Origin of the sequence: Solimonas sp. K1W22B-7, from assembly GCF_003428335.1 — a bacterium.
Classification (GTDB): Bacteria; Pseudomonadota; Gammaproteobacteria; order Nevskiales; family Nevskiaceae; genus Solimonas_A.
Map to the genome: position 1 here is coordinate 4,223,268 of NZ_CP031704.1, position 21,436 is coordinate 4,244,703.

18 protein-coding genes and 1 tRNA gene are annotated in these 21,436 nt (G+C 67.0%); 11 read left to right on the top strand and 8 right to left on the bottom strand.

Annotated elements, in window-relative coordinates:
* The first annotated feature begins 18 nt into the window (after positions 1–18).
* Positions 19–657 carry a TetR/AcrR family transcriptional regulator gene (locus D0B54_RS19020; RefSeq protein WP_162932568.1) on the top strand — a complete coding sequence of 213 codons (639 nt, stop codon included), beginning with the start codon at positions 19–21 and terminating at the stop codon, positions 655–657.
* Here the strand turns inward: D0B54_RS19020 and D0B54_RS19025 are convergent.
* Positions 654–1,985, bottom strand: a complete 1,332-nt coding sequence (locus D0B54_RS19025; protein WP_117293144.1) for a cytochrome P450 — start codon at positions 1,983–1,985, stop codon at positions 654–656. The two genes, D0B54_RS19020 and D0B54_RS19025, sit on opposite strands and share 4 nt — an antisense overlap.
* 117 nt (positions 1,986–2,102) lie before the next feature.
* Here D0B54_RS19025 and D0B54_RS19030 point away from each other — a divergent pair, with 117 nt between their 5' ends.
* Positions 2,103–3,038 (top strand): hydroxymethylglutaryl-CoA lyase, encoded by a 936-nt coding sequence (locus D0B54_RS19030; protein ID WP_117293146.1) that lies wholly within the window; start codon positions 2,103–2,105, stop codon positions 3,036–3,038.
* Positions 3,039–3,638: 600 nt separating this feature from the next.
* On the opposite strand, the gene D0B54_RS19035 is transcribed toward D0B54_RS19030, so the two are convergent.
* Both D0B54_RS19035 and D0B54_RS19040 read right to left on the bottom strand, forming a co-directional pair.
* Positions 3,639–4,385 (bottom strand): glycoside hydrolase family 16 protein, encoded by a 747-nt coding sequence (locus tag D0B54_RS19035; protein ID WP_162932569.1) that lies wholly within the window; start codon positions 4,383–4,385, stop codon positions 3,639–3,641.
* Between the two features lie 313 nt (positions 4,386–4,698).
* Positions 4,699–5,421 (bottom strand): glutathione S-transferase C-terminal domain-containing protein, encoded by a 723-nt coding sequence (locus D0B54_RS19040; protein WP_117293150.1) that lies wholly within the window; start codon positions 5,419–5,421, stop codon positions 4,699–4,701.
* 102 nt (positions 5,422–5,523) lie between these two features.
* Between D0B54_RS19040 and D0B54_RS19045 the strand changes: the two genes are divergently transcribed.
* The 3 genes from D0B54_RS19045 to D0B54_RS19055 all read left to right on the top strand — a co-directional run bounded on the left by D0B54_RS19045 (position 5,524) and on the right by D0B54_RS19055 (position 8,119).
* Positions 5,524–6,684, top strand: coding sequence for an alpha/beta hydrolase family protein (locus tag D0B54_RS19045; RefSeq protein ID WP_117293152.1), 1,161 nt, complete (start codon positions 5,524–5,526; stop codon positions 6,682–6,684).
* A gap of 31 nt (positions 6,685–6,715) precedes the next feature.
* Entirely contained in the window at positions 6,716–7,267 is a 552-nt protein-coding gene (locus D0B54_RS19050; RefSeq protein WP_162932570.1) for a MarR family winged helix-turn-helix transcriptional regulator, read from the top strand.
* A gap of 246 nt (positions 7,268–7,513) precedes the next feature.
* On the top strand, positions 7,514–8,119 hold the full coding sequence (locus D0B54_RS19055; protein ID WP_117293156.1) for a VOC family protein: 606 nt from the start codon (positions 7,514–7,516) through the stop codon (positions 8,117–8,119).
* A gap of 114 nt (positions 8,120–8,233) precedes the next feature.
* On the opposite strand, the gene D0B54_RS19060 is transcribed toward D0B54_RS19055, so the two are convergent.
* Positions 8,234–10,789, bottom strand: coding sequence for a TonB-dependent receptor (locus D0B54_RS19060; protein ID WP_117293158.1), 2,556 nt, complete (start codon positions 10,787–10,789; stop codon positions 8,234–8,236).
* Positions 10,790–11,021: 232 nt separating this feature from the next.
* Between D0B54_RS19060 and D0B54_RS19065 the strand changes: the two genes are divergently transcribed.
* From D0B54_RS19065 to D0B54_RS19080, 4 genes are all read left to right on the top strand, one after another.
* Positions 11,022–12,698, top strand: a complete 1,677-nt coding sequence (locus tag D0B54_RS19065; RefSeq protein WP_117293160.1) for an AMP-binding protein — start codon at positions 11,022–11,024, stop codon at positions 12,696–12,698.
* On the top strand, positions 12,695–14,317 hold the full coding sequence (locus D0B54_RS19070) for a GMC family oxidoreductase (protein WP_117293162.1): 1,623 nt from the start codon (positions 12,695–12,697) through the stop codon (positions 14,315–14,317). The genes D0B54_RS19065 and D0B54_RS19070 overlap by 4 nt, the downstream gene beginning before the upstream one ends.
* Positions 14,318–14,324: 7 nt before the next feature.
* The gene (locus D0B54_RS19075; RefSeq protein ID WP_117293164.1) at positions 14,325–15,539 is read left to right on the top strand and encodes a CaiB/BaiF CoA transferase family protein; all 1,215 of its coding nucleotides are present in this window, start codon (positions 14,325–14,327) and stop codon (positions 15,537–15,539) included.
* Positions 15,540–15,576: 37 nt separating this feature from the next.
* Positions 15,577–15,651 (top strand) — tRNA-Val (locus D0B54_RS19080).
* Between the two features lie 349 nt (positions 15,652–16,000).
* Here the strand turns inward: D0B54_RS19080 and D0B54_RS19085 are convergent.
* The 4 genes from D0B54_RS19085 to D0B54_RS19100 form a co-directional block, all read right to left on the bottom strand.
* A complete protein-coding gene (locus D0B54_RS19085) occupies positions 16,001–16,285 on the bottom strand; it encodes a helix-turn-helix domain-containing protein (RefSeq protein WP_117293166.1) in 285 nt (94 codons plus the stop codon).
* A gap of 208 nt (positions 16,286–16,493) precedes the next feature.
* The gene (locus D0B54_RS19090; RefSeq protein WP_117293168.1) at positions 16,494–16,691 is read right to left on the bottom strand and encodes a hypothetical protein; all 198 of its coding nucleotides are present in this window, start codon (positions 16,689–16,691) and stop codon (positions 16,494–16,496) included.
* A 441-nt stretch (positions 16,692–17,132) separates the two neighbouring features.
* Positions 17,133–18,167: an aldo/keto reductase gene (locus tag D0B54_RS19095; RefSeq protein WP_117293170.1), complete on the bottom strand. Its 1,035-nt coding sequence runs from the start codon at positions 18,165–18,167 to the stop codon at positions 17,133–17,135.
* A gap of 22 nt (positions 18,168–18,189) precedes the next feature.
* Positions 18,190–19,161, bottom strand: coding sequence for an enoyl-CoA hydratase/isomerase family protein (locus D0B54_RS19100; RefSeq protein WP_117293172.1), 972 nt, complete (start codon positions 19,159–19,161; stop codon positions 18,190–18,192).
* 151 nt (positions 19,162–19,312) lie between these two features.
* Here D0B54_RS19100 and D0B54_RS19105 point away from each other — a divergent pair, with 151 nt between their 5' ends.
* Positions 19,313–20,386, top strand: coding sequence for an AraC family transcriptional regulator (locus tag D0B54_RS19105; protein WP_205527180.1), 1,074 nt, complete (start codon positions 19,313–19,315; stop codon positions 20,384–20,386).
* Positions 20,387–20,630: 244 nt separating this feature from the next.
* Positions 20,631–21,428, top strand: coding sequence for an SDR family NAD(P)-dependent oxidoreductase (locus D0B54_RS19110; RefSeq protein ID WP_117293176.1), 798 nt, complete (start codon positions 20,631–20,633; stop codon positions 21,426–21,428).
* The last annotated feature ends 8 nt before the right edge of the window (positions 21,429–21,436 follow it).

Sequence of the window (21,436 nt, forward strand, 5' to 3'; positions counted from 1 at the left end):
TCAAGCTATCCTGTCGCCATGAACATTGCCGTTGATCAGCGCGCCCTCGCCCGCCTGCCCCAGCAGCAGCGGGCCATCGACCGTTTCGAACTGGTGCTGCAGGAGGCCCAGGCCCTGCTGGCCGAGGAAGGGCTGGGCGGCTTCTCGATCCCGGCCGTGGCGGCGCGCCTGGGCTACACGCGGGCCAGCATCTACAAGTTCTTCCCCACGCCCTACGCCGTGCTCAACGAGCTGGTGCGCCGCCACTTCGCCGGCCTGGAGCAGAAGCTGGTGGCGGATGCGGTACGGCTGGTACAGCTGCCCTGGCGCGAGGTGGTGCGGACCATCGTCCAGCAGGCGGCCAGCTATCACAACGAACACCCGGGCGGGATGATGCTGGCCCTGGGCGGCGCGGTGACCGACGAGAGCTATCGCAGCTACGAGCTGACGGTGCGCCATCTGGGCTCGCTGGCGCGGCAGCTGCTGCAGGTGCGCGGCATGACGGTGCCGACCGAGCCGGTGGACGCCGCCACGCTGGCGGTGGACGTGGCCACGACCTGCTTCCGGCAGTCCTACCTGGCCCACGGCCACATCACGCCGGCCTATGAAGAAGCGGCGGCCGAGGTGATGGTGGATTTCCTGCAGCGGCGCATCGTGGCGCCGGGCGAGAAGGCCTAGATTCTTTCCAGCGTGACCGGCAACCGGTCCTTCGGGATCGGCAGGCTGGTGAAGTCCTGCTTCATGACGTAGCCCTCGGGCACGCTCCAGCGGAAGCGCAGCAGCATCTGGTGCAGGATCGCCTTCACTTCCATTTCGCCGAAGTGCAGGCCGATGCACTTGTGCGCGCCGCCGCCGAAGGGCACCCACTTGAAGGGATGGGCGCGGTCTTCCGCGCGTGCCTCGCTGAAGCGCTCCGGGTCGAAGCGCTGCGGTTCCTTCCAGTAGTGCGCCGAGGTGTGGGTGAACCAGGGGCTGATGCTGACGAAGGAGCCGGCCGGAATGCGGAAGCCCTTGTACTCGCAGTCGCGCACCGCCTGGCGCGGCAGGCCCGGCACCGGCGGGCAGAGGCGCAGCGCCTCCTTCATGACCCAGCCCATGGTCTCCAGTTTCGCCAACTGCTCGAAATCCGGCGTGTGGGTGCCGAGCGCACGGCTCTCCTCGCGCAGGCGGTCCTGCCAGGCAGGCTCGCGCGCCAGCCAGTAGACCATGTTGCTGAGCGTGATCGTGCTGGTGTCGTGGGCCGCCATCAGCACGAAGATCATATGGTTGACGATGTCTTCGTCGGAGAAGGCCTCGCCGTCTTCGGTGCGGGCGCGGCACAGGCGGCTGAACAGGTCGTCGCCGCTGGACTGCCTCTTCTCCGGCAGCTCGCGGCGGAAGAAGTCTTCCAGCAAGGCACGACCGACCACGCCGGCATGCCAGCGCGTGCCCGGCAGCGGGAAGCGGATGATGCCGGTAGCGGCCTGCACGGTGGCGAGAAAGGCCTTGTTGATGCGCTCGGCCTCGGCGCCCGGGGTATGGCCGATGAAGACCTCGCTGGCCAGGTCCAGGGTCAGCGACTTGAGGTGATCGAAGATCAGGAAGCCGCTGCGCGGCTGCCAGGCGGCCAGGCCGGCGGTGATGCCCGGCGTCAGCACGCCGAGATAGCCCAGCAGCGCGTCGCGGGTGAAGGCGCCCTGCATGATGCGGCGGTGGATGCGGTGCTCGTCGAAGTCCAGCAGCATCAGGCCGCGGTGAAAGAACTTGGCGAGAAAGTGTTCCCAGGCGGAGCTGGCGAACAGGTCGCCGCGGTTCTGGAACACGAACTGGTTGGCGTCGGGGCCGAACAGGCTGATGAAGCGCATGCCGAAGGCCGCGCCCCAGGACACCTCGCCGTATTTCTCGTAGCGCTCGTGGACGAAGGTATCGAGGTCCAGCAGCAGCTTGAAGCTGTGCCCCAGCAGCGGCAGGCCGCCGTCACCGGGAACTTCGCGCAGCGGCGCCGCGCTGTCGGTCATCGTGCTCATGCGTCATGCTCCGCATTGGGGACCGCGTACCCGGACTGAAGGACCGGCCGCCCGATGATAATGTCAAGATAATTGACTGTACCATAGCCCTGACAAATGTCGCCGGAGTGACTATACATGCCCGCTTCCGCCCTTCCCCCGCCTGCCGTGCAGCTGATCGACGTGGCGCCGCGCGACGGCCTGCAGAACGAGAAGGTCGACGTGGACACCGCCACCAAGCTGGCGCTGATCCAGGCCCTGCTCGGCACGGGCCTGCGGCGCATCGAGGTGGCAAGCTTCGTCAACCCGAAGCGCGTGCCGCAGATGGCCGACGCCGAGGCGATCTGCGCGGCATTGCCGGCGGTGGCGGATGCGCGCTATGCCGGGCTGGTGCTGAACGCCGCCGGCTATGAACGTGCGAAGGCGACGGGCCGGCTGCAGGACCTGAACATGGTGGTCTGCGCCACCGACAGCTTCGGCCAGCGCAACCAGGGGCAGACGATCGCCCAGGGCATCGAGGTGGTGAGCGCGATGGCGCGGCAGGCACGGCGCGACGGCCTCAGCGCGGCGGTGACGGTAAGCGTGGCCTTCGGCTGCCCCTTCGAGGGCGAGGTGACGGTGGCGCGCGTGGCGGAGATCGCCGAAGCACTGGCCGCGGCGGAGCCGGACGAGATCATCCTGGCCGACACCATCGGCGTGGCGGTGCCGACACAGGTGCGGGCGACGATCGCGGCGGTGCGCGAGCGCGTGGGCGATGCGATCCCGCTGCGCGGGCATTTCCACAACACGCGCAATACCGCGGTGGCCAATGTGCTGGCGGCCTACGAGGCGGGTGTGCGGCGCTTCGACGCCAGCGTCGGCGGCATCGGCGGCTGTCCTTTTGCGCCGGCGGCGACCGGCAACGTCGCGACCGAGGACCTGCTGTACCTGTTCCAGCGCATGGGCGTGGACTGCGGCGTGGACCTGGCGAAGCTCAATGAGGTGGCTCGGTGGATGGGGGAAAAGCTGGGGCGGCAATTGCCGGGGATGGTGAGTCGGGCGGGGGTGTTTCCGCCGCGCTTTGGCGATGCCTAAACGGCATCGCCTGCGGTGGAACGCCGGGCGGCCATGGACGGCGCCCCCTGAGGCCGAACTCCGCACGTGCTTCGACAGGCTCAGTGCGGTAGGGCGGATCGTTGATCCACCTTCCGCGACAGGCGGGTCAAGGACCCGCCCTACGGGCTACGGGCTCTTGAAGCGATAGTTATGGCGCGACACTTGAAGACCTCCGCTTCTTTATAGCTTTCCAAGTACGCCAGACGGTGACTGTTATAAACACCATGCCAAAGGTGAACCCTACAAAGAACCATGCCCACGCAGCGCTATTGGTGCCGGAAAGGGTGCTTCGTGCAACGAATGGAATAGCCAGCACCAACCAAGGTGTTGGATTAATTATGACGAACACCTTTGCAGCAAATGAGGGCGGCGGCGCGGGCGTTTGTTTTTCTCCTGGGACCACTTTACCTATGGCTGCATACAGGCCGCGAACCCAACGTGACAGGAGCGAGACGAGAAACGTGCCCGCGAACATACCGGGAAGAAAGAAAATAGCTGCGCTGAAATTACCCATAGTGCAAGTAGAGCGGGTCCTGACCCGCCTTCCGCGACAGGCGGGTCAAGGACGCGCTCTACGGGCTACTGCCAGACTCGCACGTAGTCGACCTGCGTGGTGGCAGGCAGCATGCCGACGCCACTGTAGGCGTTGGCGCCGGTTCCGAGAGCCTGCGTCAGCGCGATGATGTAACGCTTGTCGAAGGCCGAATCGTTGGAGTTGTTCACCAGGCACGACTGGCCGTTGACCAGCACTTCCAGGCGGTTCGCGGTCCACTCCAGCGTGTAGGTATTCCATTCGCCACGGTTTGCCACGCAGGTCCACGCAGTGTTCACACCCGGCTGCGGCCCCAGCAGGTCGGCGGAGTAGTGCAGGAACGGGATGGCCAGGCTCGGGTGCTGCGAGTAAGTCTCGACGATGTCGATCTCGCCGGACAGGGGCCAGAGCGCGGTGCTGTGGTAGCGCACGTCGGGCCACAGCCAGAATGCCTCCTGGAGGCCGGGCGCGCTCGCCAGCGGCACCTTGATGCGAGCCTCGAAGCGACCGTACTTCTGCGAGAACAGGTAGTAGGTCGTGATCTGCCCTGCGGCGTACCGCGAACCGGCGCGGTTGCTGGGACACCCGGCTACCGGCTGCGGCATTTCCTTCACTGAGAGATTGAGATTGCCGCCGGACACGCTGATGACCGCCGGGTCGTCTATGTAGCAGGCGTAGACCGTGTTGCTGCCGTTCACGAAGTTCGTTTGCGGTACCCACTTCGAACGATCCAGGTTGATACCGTCGAAGTTGTCGGAGAACGTGCACTGCCACGGGGTGCCATCGGATTTCACCACCGGCGCTCCGCAGCCCGCCGAATCGATCGGCCCCGGAGGGGGTTGCGCGGGCTGCGGTGGTCCAATCAGATTTAGATTGCAAGACAGTTCGTTTGCCAGGTTCGGCTTCCAGTCGGCACAGGTCGCTGCGCCTGCCGCTTGTGCACATACGGCAGCCGACCCCGCGAGGATCGGAATCCATACTGTGGTTGCGAATCGAGTGGGCACGATCTTCTCCTTGTTTTATCTCATGCAGCCTATGTACGTCGATTGGGGAATGTCTGTAGGAAAGCGCCTTCTCCATTCGTGCGCCGCAAGCGTTCGGAAAGCGTCAACCCGAAGGTGAGGCGCTCACCGCCCCCAGCATGTTCGCTCCGAACAGATTCGACCACTGCTCCGGTGTCAACCGCGGCTTGCCGGCCAGCGAGGCATCGCTGACCTTCAGTTCCCCACCCTTCTTTACCGCCGGGCGCGCGTCGATCTGCTTGTACCAGCGCCTGGCATTCGGATACGCGGAAAGCTCGATCTCGATGGCGCGCGCGGCGCGGATCCAGGGCCAGCAGGCGATGTCGGCGATGGAGTATTCGCCGGCGAGGTATTCAGCCTCGGCCAGGCGGTTGTCGAGTACCTGCAGCAGGCGCCGCGCTTCGTTGAGATAGCGCTCGCGTGCGTAGGGGATGGGCTCGGTGCAATAGCGCACGAAGTGATGCGCCTGGCCGTGCATGGGACCGAGGCCGGACATCTGCCACATCAGCCATTGCAGGCAATGCGCGCGCCGCTGCGGATCGGCCGGGATCAGGCGCCCGGCTTTCTCGGCGAGGTAGATGAGGATCGCACCGCTTTCGGCCAGCGCCAGCGGCGCACCGCCGCCGACCGGCTCATGGTCGATGATCGCGGGCAGGCGGCAGTTGGGGTTGATACGGCGGAATTCGGGCGTCAGGTGCTCGCCCTTGAGCATGTCGTAGGGGATGACGCGGTGCGGCAGCTCCAGCTCTTCCAGCAGGATGGAGACCTTCTGGCCGTTGGGCGTGCGGACGAAGTGCAGCTCGATCATGGCGGACCCCGGGGTGGACGACATCTGGACATCGTCTCGCCCCGCGGCGAATAATGTCAAGAAACTTGCGCATAATACCCGGCAGGATCCAGGAGCCCGACGATGAGCAGCGACTACGAGCGCATTCCCTACCTGATCCCCTACCAGGAAAAGGCCGCCTACAAGGACACCTATGCCGGCGTGATGGGCATGGTGGTGCTGAAGGCGCACCTGCTGAAACCGGCGCAGCCGTCGAAGACGGTGATCGTCTTCATGCACCCGATCGGCGGCGGCGAGTACCTGCCGCTACCGGTGGCCCTGGCCAAGGCCGGCTATCACGTCATCTACTGCAACAGCCGCTACCCGGGCGTGGACTACGCGCTGCAGATGGAACGGGTGGCGCTGGACCTCAATGCCTGCATCCGCGACGCCAAGCAGCGCCTGGGCTACCAGCGCGTGGTGCTGGGCGGCTGGAGCGGTGGCGGATCGCTGTCGGCCTTCTACCAGGCCGAGGCGGAGTCGCCGATGGTGACGGCGACGCCGGCGGGTGAGCCGCCGGACCTGACGCAGGTGGGCCTGGTCGCGGCCGAGGGCCTGATGCTGCTGGCGGCGCACGTCAGCCGCGCGGTGACGCTGACCGAGAGCCTGGATGCCTCGATCCTCGACGAAGCCAACCCGGACCAGCGCGACCGCGAGCTGGACCTCTACGATCCGGCCAACCCCAACCAGCCGCCCTACAGCGCGGCGTTCCTGGAGCGTTACCGCGCGGCGCAGATCGCGCGCAACCGGCGCATCAGTGCCTGGGCCAAGGACAAGCTGGCGGCACTGCGCGCGGCGGGCAAGCCGCACGAGGAATTCGCCTTCGTGGTGCACGGCACCATGGCCGATCCGCGTTTCATCGACCCGACCGTGGATCCCAACGAGCGCAAGCCGGGCTGGTGCTTCCTGGGCGAGCCGAAGCTGGTCAACAACGGCCCGGTGGGACTGGCGCGCTTCTCGACGCTGCGCAGCTGGCTGTCGCAGTGGAGCTACGACGACAGCCATGCCGACGGCGTGCGCAGCCTGGCGCGGATCAAGGTGCCGGTGCTGGTGGTGGGCAACGGCGCCGACGACATCTGCACGCCGAGCCATACGCAGCGGCTCTACGACGCGGTGTCGCACTCCGACAGGCAACTGGCGCAGATCGCCGGCGCGACGCATTATTACCTGGGGCAGAAAGCCCAGCTGGAGCAGGCCGTGGCACTGGTCAACCGCTGGCTGGCTGCGCATGGTTTCAAGGAGTAGTGCCCTGACGAAGAAGACCAAGGCGGCCCCCATGGCCGTCGCCGAGCCCTCCCGCTACTTCCTGATGAGCGGGCTGCTGCATGCCTTCTACTGGATGGACGAGGGCCTGCAGAACCACCTGGCCGCCGCTGGCCTGCCGCCGGTGTCGCGGACGCAGTCGCTGGTGATGACCAACATCGCCGACGGCGTGACGCGCCCGGCGGAACTGGCGCGCCGCCTCGACATCAGCCGCCAGGCGGTACAGCAGCTGCTCGCCGGCATGCAGGAGCGCGGCCTGATCGACCTGGTGGCAGACCCCGACGATGCCCGCGCCAAGGTCGTGCGCTACAGCGCGCAGGGCCGCGAGATCGGCAAGCTGACGATGCGCGCGCTGGAGCGGATCGACGCGGAGCTGGAGAAACGCCTGGGCGCGAAGGCGCTCAAGGAACTGCGGCGGGTGCTGGTGGAGGCCGACTGGGGCGAGCCGGTGCAGGCGACGGCGGCCGATGTGAAGAAGGGCAGCGCGCAGACGGCTAAGGCGCTGGAGGCGGTGCTGAGCAATGCGCCGAAGCGGCGGGGGTTTACGGGGCCGCGGGGGAGTTGACCCTCCGCTACGACACAAAGGGCCACTTCGAGTGGCCCTTCTTCTTTGTCCCCTCTCCCGCTGGCGGGAGAGGGTTAGGGTGAGGGTGGTGCAATGGCGGTTACGCACATTGCCTCCGATTGAAGGTTCCCCCTCTCCCCTACCCCTCTCCCACGAGGGGAGAGGGGAAAAGTGTTTGACAGCCTCGCTCTCCGGCACTACGGTATTAGTCCAGATACTTGACAATATTTCCGTGGGAGAAGGGCCATGTCCAACGCCGCACAGCCAGCCGCATCCACGGGCGAGGCGCCGCCGCTGGTGGGGGCCAGCGGCATCCACCATGCCGCCTACCGCTGCCGCGACGCCGAGCAGACCCGCTGGTTCTACGAGGACGTGCTGGGACTGCCGTTGAGCCTGACGCTGGTCGCCGACATCGTGCCCGGGCTGAACCGCCGTGTGCCCTACATGCACCTGTTCTTCCAGCTCGGCAACGGCGGCTTCGTGGCCTTCTTCGACCAGCCGGAGACGGCGAAGCCCGAGCACTTCGCGAAGGCCGACAGCTTCGACCGCCACCTGGCTTTCGAGGTGGCGGACGAGGCGGCGCTGCGCGCCTGGCAGAAGCGCATCAATGCCGCCGGCGTGAGCTGCCTGGGGCCGGTGGACCACGACTTCGTGAAGTCGGTCTACATGTACGACCCCAATGGGCTGCAGGTGGAGCTGACGATCCGCACGGCCAGGCACGATCCCATCGTGGCGGAAGAGAAGCTCCACGCGCACGAGGTGCTGCGCAACTGGAGCGCGCGCACGCGGGGGGAGAAGGAAGCAAAGTTCGGGGCCGCGGCGATCGATATGCGGAGCCGGCAGAAGAGGTAGTTCCGTAGGATGTGGTGAGCGTAGCGAACCGCATCGATCTGCCCGACCCGCGCCTGATGCGGTTCGCTACGCTCACCACATCCTACATGTCTACGTATCGAAAGGTTCAGGGGTCTAGAACTTGAACTGGAACGCGGCGAACAGCTTGCGGCCGGCCTGCTGGGTCACGCCGTAGGCTCCGGGGAAGAAGGCCGTGTCCACCACCTGCGTCGCGTAGTTCTCGTCGGTCAGGTTGCTGCCGCCGATGGCGAGGCTCCAGCGGCCCTCGGGATGGCTCAGCGCGACGCGGCCGGACCAGGTGGAGTGGGCCGGGACGAAGGTGTGCGGGTCGAGATCGATGTCGGTGTACTGGTCGCCCTGGTAGAGCCAGTCCACCGCGAACTGCATCATCAGTCCGCGCACCGGGACCGTTATCGTCGGCGTGAGCGAGGCGGTCAGCTTCGGGGCAAAGGCCAGTTCCTTGCCGCTCAAGTCCTGGACGCTGCCGGAGGGCATGTTCACCGTCGGCTGGCCATTGGGGTAGGAATCGTAGTGGGCATCCAGCACGCCCAGCGATCCCATCAGCGTCAGGAAGGGCAGCGGCGTGTACCACATGGCATCCACCTCGACGCCCTGCGAGATCGCGGTGGCGGCGTTGGCGACGTTGATGAAGGCGCCGTCGATGGCCAGGGTCTGCAGGTCGTCGAAGTAGCTGTAGAACACCGTGGCGTTCAGGCTCAGCGAGCGGTCGAGCAGCATGGACTTGAAGCCGGCCTCCCAGGACTCGACGTTCTCCGGCTCGAACTGCAGGTTGCGGCCGTCGAAGGAGGCGGCGTTGAAGCCGCCGCTCTTGTAGCCGCGCGTGTAGCTGGCGAACAGCGACAGGTCATCCGACGGGAAATACTGCAGCGACAGCTTGGGCGAGACGTCGTCCTCGTCGCGCGACAGGCCGGGGGCGTCGTAGTCGCGGGCATTGAGGGCGACGCGCATCAGGCACAGCGGCGGCAGGGTACAGGTGGAGACGCCGCTCATGTCGGCCTGCTTCTTCTCGCGGTTGATGCGCAGGCCCGGGGTCAGCGCCCAGTGCTCGTTCAGATGCCAGGTGGCCTGGCCGAAGAAGGCGAGCGTCTGCACCTCGGTCAGGTAGTTCACGGAGTAGGCGTCGTCGCCGACGACCGGGGCGATGACACCGCTGAGCAGTTCGGCGAGCAGGCCGAGGCCCGGCAGCGGGAAGGTGAAGGTGGTGCCGCCGATCTGACGCAGGGCGTCGCCGGTGACGGCGTAGGCGGCCAGCTGCTCGCCGGCCGAGACGCGGGCGACCTGGTCCATGTGCGACTCCATGTAGAAGCCGCCGGCGATGAAGTCGATGCGCTCGCCCAGGCCGAACAGGCCTTGGTTGAACACGCCGTCGAGGCGCAGCTCGGCGCTCTGCTGCTTGTAGTTCCAGGTGGTGCGGATGCGGCCGATGTCGGCCGGCGAGGTATCGAGGTCGGGCGCGGCGTCGACGCCCATTTCGCTGTCGCCGAGCACCAGCGTGGCGCGCAGGTCGTCGACCGGGCCGAGCTTGCCGATGCTCCAGCGGCCGATCAGGCCGAGGGTGTCGGAGTCCTTGTCGAGGTAGCCATCGTAGTCGTGCGACAGCCGGTGGTTGTAGCCGTCGCCGTCGGCCTGCGGATCGTAGTTGCGCAGGAAGGCGAGCGTGCTGGGCTGCAGGTTGTCGAGCTGCACCGGCCAGTAGCTGGCGCTGGTCTGCGCATGCTGCGCGCTCAGTTCCAGCTCCAGTGCCTCGGTGGGCTTGAGCAGCAGCTTGAGGCGCTGGGCCTGCTGGCGGGCGCGGTCCTCGGGGCGGTCGCGGGTGGTGTTGTAGAGCTCGCCGCCGGGGTGATCGATGTCAAGCAGGGCCAGGCGGATGCCGCCCCAGGAGGCGAACATGCCGCCGACACCGGCCTCGATGCGGCGCTCGTCCGGATCGGAGACGCTGAGGCGCAGGTCGGCGCCGAATTCCTCGGTGGGACCCTTGGTCAGGACGTTGAAGACGCCGGCGGTGGTGTTCTTGCCGAACAGGGTGCCCTGCGGGCCGCGCAGGACCTCGACGCGTTCGATGTCGAACATGCCGTCGGTGATGTAGGGCGCGCGGCCGAGGAAGAGTTCGTCCTGCACGTAGCCGACCGAGCTTTCGAAGCCGGAGTTGAGCGGGCTGGTGCCGAAGCCGCGGATGCTGATCTGGGTCAGCGCCGGGTCGTTGTCGGAGGAGAACTTGAGGTTGGGGATGTAGGCGGCGACATCGGCGATGGAAACGGCGCCGACCTCGTTCATGAAGTCGCCGTTGACCGCGGTGATCGACACCGGCACGTCCTGGATCGATTGCTCGGTCTTCTGCGCGGTGACGATGATCTCTTCGATCTGGCGCTGCGCGCGGCGCGGCCTGGCGGCCGGCACCGGCGTGGGCTGGGTGGCCACCGGGATGGTCGGCAGGGTTTCCGGCGCGGGGCTCGCGGCGGCGGGCGGGGCCGGCGCGGGCTCGGCAGGAGCGGAAGCGGCGGGCGCTGGTTCGGCCGGCACCGGCGAGGCCTCGGCATCGCCCAGCAGGAAATCGAGTTCGTCGTCGGCCGGCGCATCGGCCGCCGCGGCGGCATTGCCACCCAGCGCACCCGCCAGCAGTAATGTCCACAGCATGATGCTGTTGCGCATTGCCAACGTCTCCTCCGGATCCGTGCGCGCTTGTGCCATGGTGGCCGGGCGCATCGCCGATCACAGGACTATCCCGCGCGCCCGGCATGATTGTCAATGAACTTCACAATATTACGGGATCGTTGCGCGCTGCGGCACGCCGCAGGGGCCAGCTTTTAAATTGTGAAGATTCTTGACATAAAAGAGAGCCCCCGGCGATAGTCCGGCGGCGCGGCCAGCCGAGGAGAACGGCATGAACCTGGTGGAGCGACTGCTGGACTGGGAGCGGCGCGAGCCGCAGCGGCCGTGGCTGTTCCAGCCGGTCGATGGCGTCGAACGGGCATATACCTTCGGCGAGGTGGCCGCCGAGGTGCGCCGCGCCGCCGGCGCGATCCGCGCGCTGGGCCTGCCGCCCGGCAGCCGCCTGGGGATCACCGGCCGCAACACCGCGCACTGGATCATCGCCGACCTCGCCTGCGCGATGGCCGGCCATATCGCGGTGGGCCTCTACCCACGCCAGGGCAAGGCAACGCTGGGCTACGTGCTGGACCATGCCGAGGTGCGCCATGTCTTCATCGGCCCCTCGCTGATGCCGGGCGATGCCGAGGAGATGGTGGCCAACCTGCCGGCCGGCGTGCGGAGCATCGCCCTGCCCTATGCCGGCCTGCCGCGCAGCGACCTGGGCTGGACGGAATTCCTCGGCGACCACGCGCCGCTGAGCGACTACACGCCGCCGCCGGCCGATGCACTGGCAATGCTGATCTACACCTCGGGCACCTCGGGGCAACCCAAGGGCGTGATGCTGTCGAACGCCAACATCAGCTTCGCGATCGACAACATCCTGAAGAACACCATGGCGCCGCTGCCGCGCGAGGTGCTGTTCTCCTACCTGCCGCTGGCGCATTTGATGGAGCGCGTGTTCGGTGAGGCGATGGGCCTGGCGGTGGGCGCGGAGCTGCACTTCCTGGAAAAGCCCGAGGCGCTAGCGGAAACGCTGGCGCGCGTGGTACCGACGCGCTTCTCCGGCGTGCCGCTGGTGTACACGCGCGTACAGGCCGGCATCCTCGGCAAGCTGCCGCAGCACAAGCTCGACCGCCTGCTGCGCATCCCGCTGGTGAACCGCTGGTTCCGCAAGACCCTGCGCCGCAAGATGGGCCTGCAGAATGTGGAGTCCCTGGGCTGCGGCGCCGCCGCCGCGCCGCTGCCGATGATCGAGTGGTTCGAAAAGCTGGGCCTGCAGATCAACCAGGGCTACGGCATGACCGAGACCTGCGCCTATGCGGCGGTGGAACTGCCGGAGCTACGCCGCCTGGGCTCGGTGGGCAAGCCCCTGCCCGATTCCGGGTTCCGGCTCGCCGCGGACGGCGAAATCCAGTTCCGCCACGGCGGCGTGATGATGGGCTACTTCAAGGACCCGGCGCAGACCGCCGCTGCCTTCACCGAGGATGGCTGGCTGCGCACCGGGGACCGCGGCCGCGTCGACGCCGACGGCTTCCTCTACGTGACCGGGCGCATCAAGGACGAGTTCAAGACCGGCAAGGGCAAGTACGTGGTGCCGGTGCCGATCGAAGGCGCGATGGCACGCAACACCGACCTGGAGCAGCTCTGCCTCTGCGGCGCGGGCCTGAACCAGCCGATCCTGCTGGCGACGCTGAGCCCCAATGGCAAGACCCGCGTGCACGCCGGTCTCGAGGCTGCACTGCGCGACGATATCGCGGCGGTCAATGCCACGCTGGCCGAACATGAGCGCATCGCGCAGTGCCTGATCGTGGAAGGCGCCTGGACGCCGGACAACGGCCTGGTCACGCCCACCGGCAAGATCCGCCGCCCGGTGATCGAGGCGCACTACGCCGATCTGTTGGCGTGCTGCGTGCAGCACCGCGAGCAGGTCGTCTGCTGGCAGAAGGATCTGGAGGCGGCAACGGCATGAGCGAGGCGACGGAGTACGACTACCTCATCGTCGGCGGCGGCTCGGCCGGCTGCGTGCTGGCCAACCGCCTCAGCGCGAGTGGCCAGTACCGCGTGGCACTGCTGGAGGCCGGCCCGGCCGACAGGAATTTCAACATCAAGTTTCCCGGCGGCATCGCGGCGCTGGCCCAGGATGCGAAGCACAACTGGCAGTTCTGGACGACGCCGCAGGCGCATCTGCAGGGGCGGCGCCTGTATTGCCCGCGCGGCAAGGTGCTGGGCGGCAGCAGCGCGATCAACGCGATGTGCTACGTCCGCGGCAATCCACAGGACTACGACGACTGGGCCGCCGCCGGCTGCGAGGGCTGGTCGTATGCCGAAGTGCTGCCCTATTTCAGGCAATCCGAATGCTTCGCCGCGGACCCGGGCGATGCCAGCCATGGCCATGAGGGACCGCTGCACGTGAGCCGTCGGGTGCATCCGGACAACCCTTTGTCGCTGGCCTTCCTCGGTGCCGCCCAGCAGGCAGGCTATGCAAGCCTTCACGACAACCACCTGAGCGGCAGCGAGGGCGTGGGCGAGTACCGCGTGTTCCAGAAGAACGGCGAGCGCCACAGCAATGCCGAGGCCTACCTGCGGCCGGCCGAGGGGCGCGGCAATCTGCGCGTGCTCACCGGCGCGAGCGTGACGCGGGTGCTGCTCGAAGGACGCCGGGCGGTCGGCATCAGCGTCCTGCAGGGCGGCCATGAGCGGCAGCTGAGCGCGCGGCGCGAGGTGATCCTCGCCGCCGGCGCGATCCAGTCGCCGCAGCTGCTGATGCTGTCGGGCATCGGCCCGCGCGCGGAGCTGCAGGCGCAGGGGGTCGATGTGCTGCACGAGCTGCCCGGCGTCGGCGCCAACCTGCAGGACCATCTCGATGTCTTCGTGTCCTGGCGCTCCAGGTCGAAGGCGGGCTTCTCGTTCCACCCCAGCTACTGGTGGCGCATGATCCGCGGCCTGTTCCAGTACCTGCTGCGCCGCCGCGGCGAGTTGACCACCAACATCGCCGAGGTGGGCGGCTTCATCCGCAGCGAGCCGCAGGCCGCGCGCCCGGACATCCAGTGGCATTTCCTGCCGTCGGTGAACACGGTCCATGCTTTCGAGCTGAAGCGCGCGTTCCGCTACGGCTACTCGGTGATGAGCTATTTCCTGCGGCCCTACTCGCGCGGCCGCGTCGGCCTGGGCAGCCCGGACCCGCTGGCACCGCCGCTGGTCGACTTCAACTACGGCGCCGACCCGCGCGACCTGCAGGCGCTGGTCCGCGGCATCCGCAAGACCCGCGAGGTGCTGGCACAGCCGGCTTTCGACGCGCATCGTCTCGAGGAAGTGGAGCCGGGTGCGGGGCTGCAGTCCGACGCCGAGTTGCTGGACTGGGTGCGCGGCCATGCCGAGACCGCCTACCATCCGGTGGGCAGCTGCAGGATGGGCACGGACGATCGGGCCGTGGTCGATCCGCAGCTGCGGGTGCGCGGACTGCAGGGACTGCGGGTGGTCGATGCCTCGATCATGCCCAGCCTGGTCAGCGGCAATACCAATGCGGCGGCGACGATGATCGGCGAGAAGGGCGCGGCGATGATCCTGGCCGATGCCAAAGGGAGATAGGAAGAGCATGAGCAGTACCGGAACCGCTTTCGCACATGGCCCGCTGACCGGGCTGCGGGTGATCGAACTGGGCACGCTGATCGCCGGGCCCTTCTGCGGCCAGCTGATGGCGGACTTCGGCGCCGAGGTGATCAAGGTGGAGCCGCCCGGCAGCGGCGACCCGATGCGCCAGTGGGGCAAGCGCACGGAAGACGGCAAGCCGCTGTGGTGGCCGGTGATCGCGCGCAACAAGAAGTCGGTGACGCTGGACCTGCGCCAGGCGGAGGGACAGGCCATGCTGCGCCGGCTGGTGGAGCAGGCCGACATCCTGATCGAGAATTTCCGCCCCGGCACACTGGAGAAGTGGAACCTGGGCTGGGATGCGCTGAGCGCCGCCAACCCGAAGCTGATCATGGTGCGGGTGTCGGGCTACGGCCAGGACGGCCCCTACGCGGAGCAGCCGTCCTTCGGCGTGATCGGCGAGGCGATGGGCGGCCTGCGCTACATCGTCGGCGATCCTTCCGCCCCGCCCTCGCGGGTCGGCATCTCGATCGGCGATACGCTGGCGGCGACCTTCGGCTGCCTGGGCGCGCTGGCGGCACTCAACGTGCGCCACGCCACCGGCCGCGGCCAGATGGTGGATTCGGCGCTGTACGAGGCCGTGCTCAACGTCATGGAATCGCTGATCCCGGAGTACGACAAGACCGGCTTCATCCGCGAGCGCAACGGCGCGATCCTGCCCGGCATCGCGCCTTCGAACGTCTACGCGACGGCCGACGGCATGGTGCTGATCGGCGCCAACCAGGACGGGGTGTTCGCGCGGCTGTGCAAAGCCATGGGCGAGGAAGCCATGGGCACCTGTCCGGAATACGGCAGCCACGACGCGCGGGGTCAGCGCCAGGCGGAACTGGACGAGCGCATCGAGCGCTGGACGCGGGCGCGGCCGACGAAGGAGGTGCTGGCCCTGATGCGCGAGCACGGCGTGCCGGCCGGCCTGATCTACCGCGCTCCCGACATGCTCGCCGACCCGCATTTCCAGGCGCGCCAGGCGGTGGTCAGCGTCGCCCACCCGGATTTCGGCGAATTGCGTATGCAGAACGTGGCGCCGAAGCTGTCGGAGACCCCCGGCCGCATCCGCCAGCCCAGCCCGGCGCTGGGCCAGCACAACGGCGAAATCTATGGCGGCCTGCTGGGCCTGGACGCGGCGGCGCTGGAGGGACTGCGGCAGCAGGGGATCGTTTGACGATCCTGGGGTCTTCCCCCTATCATTCGCCCCCCTCGGACAGTTAGCTCAGCGGTAGAGCATCGCTTTCACACGGCGGGGGTCACAGGTTCAAGCCCTGTACTGTCCACCAAACGAGACAAGGAGATAGCTGCCAGCCAGCTATCTCCTTTTTTGTTTTCCGGGGTCCCCGCTGCTGCGCGCCGACACCCGCCCTTAGGGCCTGTCATCCCTTCCCTGGTCGCTGCGATGCCCCCGTATTTGCCGCCAGGCAAGGCGCGAGGAGGTCGCTTATCGGGAATAAGGGACTGACGAGCAACACAGCATGGCGGCAAAGACGGGGGCACCCGAAGGGCGGGGCCGCCTGGGCGCAGGGCTATGCCCCGAGTCGCTGATGTACATCAAGTACACGGCGCGCCTCGGGGCATAGCCCTGCACCCAGGCGGCCTCCGTCGCAGCGATCAGGGAAGGGATGACAGGCCCTAAAGCGAAGCGCGCTCCGCCGAAACCGCGGCCGCCGATGCCACCGGCGGCTTCATGCGCGCACGGTAGCTCTCGACTGCCCGCTGGCGGGTGTCCACGCCGAGCTTCAGGTAGGCATTCTTGAGGTGGTGCTTCACGGTATTGACCGATATGCCATGCACATCCGCGATCTGCCGGATCCGCAGGGGTTGCGACAGGGAATCCAGCATCAGGCATTCTTTCCTTGTCAGCTCATCGATAGACCGACGTATAGCCACGAATCTTTCTCCCGCCAGCGACACCATTGGGGTCAATTCTGCGGCAGCGTTCTCTATTAATCAACACTGATGTCTTATTGATTGCCGGCGGAGGCGCCAGCACAGTGCCGGGTCAGGCAAAAACAGCCGGGCAAAAAGAAAGGGCCACGGAGACCGTGGCCCAAAGTAGATCCTGTGCGGATCTGGAGGAGACTGTAGACCGGCGGCCCTGGGGCCACCGATGTGATGCGGGCCTTCAGGCGGCCTGGCGCATCGGTTCCGGTGTTTCCATGACCACCTTGCGGGAGGCCTGGATGGAAGTGCGGGCCAGCTGGATGCCCGGCGCCGTCACGCGGCTGAGCCGGCGGTGATCGGTGATGGCATCGGCCAGTTCCAGAGCGGCCGTGGCGGCCAGGAAGGCAGCGGTGCTGCCGACAACGATGATTTCGAACATTTTGCTTACCCCCCGATTTCTCGAGCACTTGTTTAGGTAGGCATACGATACCGACGGTGTTGCACTGCAACAATTGATATTTACTTAGCTAACGATTTAGAAAAACTAAACAAAAAAAGGCCTTTTGCGAGGCTTTTCCTTAACAATCCCAGGGTAGGCGCGGCGAGGGCCTGTCCTAGGGCCTGTTAACCCTACGGCAGTCGCTGCGATGCCCCCGTATTTGCCGCCAGGCAAGGCGCGAGGAGGGCGCTTATCGGGAATAAGTGACCGACGAGCAACACAGCATGGCGGCAAATACGGGGGCACCCGGAGGGCGGGACCGTTTTGGCGCAGGGCGTCGTCCCGCCCCGCTTATGTACGTTTAGTACACCGCGCGTGCCGGGACATAGCCCTGCGCCAAAACGGCCTCCGTCGCAGCGACTGCCGTAGGGTTAACAGGCCCTAGATCACCGGCGGATTGAGGCGCCGAAAGGCCTTGTCGATGCGGTAGGAGTAGTGCGGATAGGCCGGCATGAAGGCGCTGGCCTCGTCGAGCTGGCGGACCTGTTCCGGCGCGAGCGTCCAGCCCACCGCCCCGAGGTTGTCGCGCAGCTGCGCCTCGTTGCGGGCGCCCACGATCAGGGACGACACCGTGGGCCGGCCCAGCAGCCAGGCCAGTGCGATCTGCGGGATGGTCCTGCCGGTCTGGGCGGCGACGGCGTCGAGGGCGTCGACCACGCGGTGCAGGCGCTCCTCCTCCACCGGCAGGCCCCAGTGGGCCACTTCCTTCAGGCGGCCACCCTCGGGGAAGCCCTGCCCGCGCCGGATCTTGCCGGTGAGGCGGCCCCAGCCCAGCGGGCTCCAGACCAGGGCGCCGACGCGCTGGTCCCGCGCCAGGGGCATCAGCTCGGCCTCGTAGTCGCGGCCGACCAGCGAGTAGTGCACCTGGTGGGCGACGTAGCGCGGCCAGCCGCGCCGGTCGGCGATGGCCAGGGACTTCATCAACTCCCAGGCGGCGAAGTTGGAAGCGCCGATGTAGCGCAGCTTGCCGGCGCGCACCAGGGTGTCGAGCGTGTACAGCACTTCCTCGACCGGCGTGGAGGCGTCGAAACCGTGCAGCTGCAGCAGGTCGATGTAGTCGGTGCCGAGGCGCTTCAGGGCGGCGTCGACGGCGGGGACCAGGCGATGGCGCGAGGAGCCGATGTCGTTGGGGCCGCGGCCGGTCGGCAGGCTGATCTTGGTGGAGATCAGGGCCTGCTGGCGCCGGCCCTTGAGTGCGGCGCCGAGGATTTCCTCGGAGGCGCCGCTGGAATAGACGTCGGCCGTGTCGAACAGGTTGACGCCGGCCTCCAGGCAGACGTCCACCAGGCGCCGCGCCTCGTCGGCGTCGCTGCTGCCCCAGGCCGAGAAGAACGGCGCCTGCCCGCCGAAGGTGGCGGCGCCGAACCCGAGCACGGAAACCTTGAGGCCGGAGGCCCCGAGACTGCGGTATTCCATGGCGCGGCGGGCCTCTGCGCGATCAGGGCTTGCGGCGGTTGGAGCGGCTCAGGCGCCACTCGGGCGGGTATTCCATGTCGAGGTCCTTCACGACGTTGTTGAGGCCCTTCTCGAAAACTTCGGCGCCCAACTGCACGTCGCTGGCCTTGTCGTTCTTCATCATCGGCAGCATGCCTTCGACGAAGCCGGTGAGCACGCTGCCCATGTATTCGCCGCGGTACTGCTTGTAGAGCTCGAGGAAGGTCTTCTGCACGGCGATCACGTCGGTGGGACGCGAGCGAGCGCAGGCCATGGCGTACTTCTTCGTTTCCGCGTCCAGCTGCTCACGCGGCACGACGCTGTTGATGAAATTGCAGTCGGCCATTTCCCTGGCGGTGAAGGGCCGGCCGGTGAACAGCATCTCCTGGAATTTGCGCAGGCCGATGGTTTCCACCCAGGTCCAGAGACGCGGGCCCCAGCCGGCGTAGCGGAACGAGGGGTGTCCGAACAGGGCCTCGTCGGAGGACACCAGCAGGTCGGCGTCGGCGGCCTGGTAGAAGTGCCAGCCGTAGCAGTAGCCCTTGGCCTCGACGATGCTGATCTTCTTGAATTCCTGCAGCGGACGATTGCCCGCGCGGGCCTTGGCGTAGTGATCGGTGAGGCCGTGCAGGAAGCGGAAGGAATCCTTGGGCGGGTACTTCACGTCGGGATCGTTGATGCCGAACTCGTGCAGCAGGGACACGTCCTCCCTGCCCTCGGAGAGCATTTCGGCCTGCTCGGGCAGGTCGCCGCCGCCGCCGAAATGGTCGCCGGCACCGCGGATGACCAGCACCTTGACCTCGTCGTCGATGTTGGCCTTGTGCACCAGGTCGGCATAGATCTGGCGCATGCCGACCGAGGTGGCGTTGAGCGCGTCGGGACGGTCAAAAGTGAGGTAAGCGATTCTATTTTCTACATCTTTTTCATAACGGATGTACTTTTTCGCTATCTCTTTAAGATCATCAATGTTGATCATTTTTGCTCGCGCCGGTGCTATGCTTGGTTCTCACCGTTTTATGGCACGGAACGCTGTCTGCTTCCCTACACTTCGTGTTCCGGGATCGACATTCAGTGCAAGCTGCCCCACGGGCTGCGCGCCGCCGCCGCAGGTCGTAGAGGAGGAGAGGATGGCGATGCGCGAAGGGTTTTTTTACAGCCTGGAAGGGCCGCTCGACTCGATGCCGGTCGAACGGCAGATGCGTGCCGCCAATCTCACCGGCTTCGCCGATCTGGTACGCAATCTCGGCGCCGATCCGCGCCACATCCTCGAGCGCCATGGCATCGACATGCGTGCGATGCGCGACCCCGACTGCTACATCGACACCAAGTCGCTGGTCGACGTGCTGGAGTACTGCAGCACGGCCTTCAACGATTCCCTGTTCGGCCTGAAGCTGGCGCAGGCGCAGGAGCCGGACGTGTTCGGCTCGGTCGCCGCGCTGTGCCGCTCGGCCTCGACCTTTCGCGAGGCACTGACCAGCTTCATCGACTACATCCCGGTGGTGCATTCGCCGGTGGCGGTGCTGGAGCTGGCCGAGGGCAAGGAAACCAGCGAGCTGCAGTGGCATGTGCAGGGCGACCTGGGGCAGAACAACCAGGCCAACTACAAGGCGACGCTGCTGATCCTGAAGCTGCTGCGCCAGATCGGCGGCCCCAACTTCCGCCCGAGCTACGTCAACCTCGCGGTGGATGCGCGGCAGAAGGACATTCCCGAGATCGTGAACCGCTACGGCTGCTCGTTCCGCAGCGGCGCGTCGTCCAACGCCATCGCCTTCCCCACGACGTTCCTGGACCACACGGTGGGCAGTTCCAACCGCCTGCTGTTCCGGCTGCTGGGTGGCTATCTCGGCCGCGTGCGCGCGGCGTCGCGCACCACGCTGCTGGAGCGGGTGGAGGACTTCGTGCGCGGCTCGCTGCCCTCGGGCAACTGCACGATCCAGCATTGCGCCAAGAAGCTCGGCACCTCGATCCGCACCCTGCAGGCCAACCTCAGCGAATCGGGGCTGCGCTTCTCGGACATCCTCGAGAAGCAGCGCATCGACCTGGCCAGGGTGCACCTGGACCGCGACGAACTGTCGCTGGACGACGTGGCGGCGATGCTCGGCTACTCCGAGCAGTCCAGCTTCGGCCGCGCCTTCAAGCGCTGGACCGGGTCGACGCCGCAGCAGTACCGCCGCCATCTCGAGATCGCCAGGGCTGCATAGCGCTCACCTCCGGGACCAGGGCCCGGGCGGGCTGGTCTGACGATGATCGGCGACATGTCCTTGGATGCAATGGCCCTGCGTCCCCCGTCCCCAGCCGATACGATTTGCCCAGCCTGATCGAAAAGCCGGGGACTCGTCGTTGCGGAAAGCAGGGAACGGTCCGGGCCCATAAGAAGCGTGGCATGGGGCTTGTGCGCGACCGGGTGTCGCGCGGGCGCCCGCACTGCCGCCAACGGAGAACGACATGAAGCAAGATTCTGCCCAGAAGCCCGTGGTCCTCATCACCGGCGCGAGCGCCGGCATCGGCGAAGCGATCGCGCGCCGCTTTGCGGCGGGCGGCTTCCGCATCGTCGCGGTGGCCCGGCGGCAGGATCGCCTGGACCAGCTTGCCAAAAGCCTGTCCGCCACCACCGAGGTCGTTACCCTGGCCATGGACGTGACCGCCACCGATGCGCCGCAGCGCGCCGTGGACCTGGCGATCAAGTCCTTCGGCCGGCTCGACTGCCTGGTGAACAACGCCGGCTCCGGCCGCTGGGCACCGGTGCACGAGACCGACGACGGCATGCTCAACGAAGTGATCGAGATCAGCCTGAAGGCGCCGTTCCGCTTCGCCCGCGTCGCCCTCGGGGTGATGAAGGCGGATGCGTCGATCATCAGCGTCGGCTCGGTGTTCGGCACGCTCGGCGGCCTCAACGGCGGCATCTACTGCGCGGTCAAGGCCGGCCTGGTCGGGCTGACGCAGACGCTGGCGGCGCAGTACGGCGCGACCGGCATCCGCGCGAACCTGGTGGCGCCGGGCGTGATCAAGACCGACATGACCAGGGACTTCTGGGACGCACCCGCCTTCCAGCGCATCAACCAGGAGATGACGCCCTTCAACCGCGATGGCACCGTGGAGGACGTGGCCAACACGATCCACTTCCTCGCCTCGAAGGAAGGCAGCTACATCAACGGCCAGACCATCGCCCTGGACGGCGGCTGGTCCACCACCAAGTACCTGTCCTACGATGCGCTCGTCTGCGAGCGAGTGGTGGCATCCTGAACCCGCAA